Annotated in this window: 3 protein-coding genes and 1 pseudogene; all 4 read right to left on the reverse strand. The window is 40.2% G+C overall.

The genetic code is table 11. The features are described 5' to 3' along the window. The coding region (locus ACFIK1_RS03080; RefSeq protein ID WP_375662057.1) for a phage terminase large subunit at positions 1 to 636 on the reverse strand (636 nt) is incomplete at its 3' end. Further along, positions 617 to 905: pseudogene (locus ACFIK1_RS03085) on the reverse strand (hypothetical protein). The gene ACFIK1_RS03080 and the pseudogene ACFIK1_RS03085, both read right to left, overlap by 20 nt. Before the next feature lie 291 nt (positions 906 to 1,196). Further along, a complete protein-coding gene (locus ACFIK1_RS03090; protein ID WP_375662058.1) occupies positions 1,197 to 1,637 on the reverse strand; it encodes a hypothetical protein in 441 nt (146 codons plus the stop codon). Further along, complete coding sequence (locus ACFIK1_RS03095) at positions 1,618 to 2,181, reverse strand: hypothetical protein (RefSeq protein ID WP_375662059.1); 564 nt, start codon at positions 2,179 to 2,181, stop codon at positions 1,618 to 1,620. The genes ACFIK1_RS03090 and ACFIK1_RS03095 overlap by 20 nt, the downstream gene beginning before the upstream one ends. Positions 2,182 to 2,255: the final 74 nt, after the last annotated feature.

Consider the following 2,255-nt stretch of genomic DNA (forward strand, 5'->3'; position numbering starts at 1 on the left):
CTCTGGACGGTTTCTCAGATCATCAAGCCGCGCTTCATTCAAGATCTTGGGAAACTTCGGGTTGTCTGACCAGTTGATCTCAACACGCTTGATTGCCTCATTGTCTGAAAAGCGAAACCGCTTCTCAACGGGAGCATTCTCTCGCAATGGATTCCATGTCACCCACAACTCTGCTCTCCACCCCTCTCCTTCTTCACGCAAAGTCGGTATAAGCGTCTGCCAAGCCGTCTCTGTAACGGGCTCTGCTTCATCAACCCAACAAAGCAAAATGCGCCCCATCGATTTAATGCTCGCAATATTACGGTCAAGACCAGAAAACTGAAAGGCTACGCGACCATCTATCGACTTAATCGAAGATTCCCCAACCTTGTAATAGTCCTTTAAAAAGTCGTGCGCTTCAATGGCGCGCTTAATCTCCTCCAATGAACTTTCTGCCAAAGAATTCTGAAACTGACGTGCACAAAGAATGGTCCCCGATATCCCCTGCATACCAAATTGATAGCCTTTTAAAGCCGCCATCAATGCAAATGATCTTGTCTTTCCAGACCCTCGTCCACCCCAAGCCGCCCGTACCAAAGCGTCCCCTGCAAAAATAGGAATGAGTTTTGGTACAATACTAATCTGTCGTGTTGTCATTGACCAAAGGCGCGATTTCTACACGCGTTATCATCTTAATGGCTCCCCCATCTTCACCTGTTACCTGTAAAGGCAACACCTTACCAAGCAACGCTAAATAAGCAGCGGGGCATTNTTTTATTCCCAGCATTCTCAGCAGCCTTAACCACTGCTTCTTTTAAAATGCGCGTCACTTTATTTGGAACGCCTTTGACACGCCCTTGACCTGCCTTTGGTGGTATACGCTTTTTAATGGGTTGTGGAGCCTGCTGTGTATTTTGTGATGTCATAAAATACGCCCTCCAGATAATAAAAAACCCCGCATTTGCGGGGATTCCAAACTGTACATTTCCCTCTCTAGACACAATACGCCTAAGTACAGCAATGTCATTAAATACGATTTGTTACACTTTGTCAACATAAAAATAACACATATTGATAATTTCAAAGGGGATCGGTTAAGCAGTGTTCTAAACAGTGGATCGTCAAAAAAGAGAAGATAATGATTATAGAAAATTTATGCTTTATTGGAGTTTTGATAGCATTGTTTTTATTAATGCTATTCAATGCAATACATGCCATTAAAAAGCAGGAAAAAAAGGGAAAGAAATAGTTGCATACTGCACTGTACTATTTTTACCAACGTTTGTTCCATGGATTCCTACACTTATAATATTTAATTCTAACCTTATAGGAAATGATCTACAAGAAAAAGTGGCTGCTCTATTGCTAGCTATATCTGCCGTGAGTTTTATCATATCATGTATAATGATAAAAACAATGCGTGAAGATGGTCTACAAGATAACATTAAAGACATAGCTTTAATAACTTGTGGAATACCACTTCTAATTTGTGGTTTCATTGGTGGTATAATTGCACTTTTTATGTGGAATATAACAATAGGGATAATAATTTTAGGGTTATTAGTTTTAATCGGTATAGGTATAAAAGAAAGTTTGAGAGTGATTTTGGGAATAATTGGAGTAATATTGGGGTTAATACTAACGATAGCGTTGATCAAGTTTATTTGGAAAATTGTCTAATGAAAAGTACTTATAAAGCACATTAAGAGTAACGCGTAATGAATTCACAAGATGTGGTAACATTTGATCTTCTATCACGAGGTACTGTAGCGCAGCGTGAAGATTATATTGTCTATAGAGGCATTGGGCTTCTTTTAGTGCCTCTTGCATGTTTATAAACTGCTCTGTTGCAAATGCTACCCACTTGTCTCTTGCTTTATCATCAGAAGATGATGGCATTTCGTCATAAATTGCATTAGGCAAGCCTTTTGCACAAAGGTAATTATTTCTTATCTGTAGGTACTGTTGCGCGGCATCATATTGCTCTTGAGTAAGCACGCCTTTTAAACAAAGTCGCCCTATATAAGACCCAGAAAGTGGATTTTTTGCCTCCTGTAGCGTTAAACCGAAGCGCTTTGCACGTATCTCTATTGCCAATTTATCAACGGCTTCACGCGGTGCTTTTGCACGTGATATACGTCCGTTTGGTTCTCTTACCTGCCCTGCTATTTTAGGGCGTCCCCTCTTTTTATTTCTTTTCATAACACCGCCTTTTATTTAAAAAGGAACACTGTCATTCATAACGGTATGGGGCGTATCAAGAGGTCTGTAAATGC

The sequence above is a fragment of the Bartonella sp. OC16QHHD genome, assembly GCF_042194035.1.
GTDB lineage: Bacteria > Pseudomonadota > Alphaproteobacteria > Rhizobiales > Rhizobiaceae > Bartonella.

Coding starts and splice junctions, on each gene's coding strand:
- ACFIK1_RS03095 (WP_375662059.1), bottom strand. CDS start 2,181: ATGAAAAGAAATAAAAAGAGGGGACGCCCTAAAATAGCAGGGCAGGTA.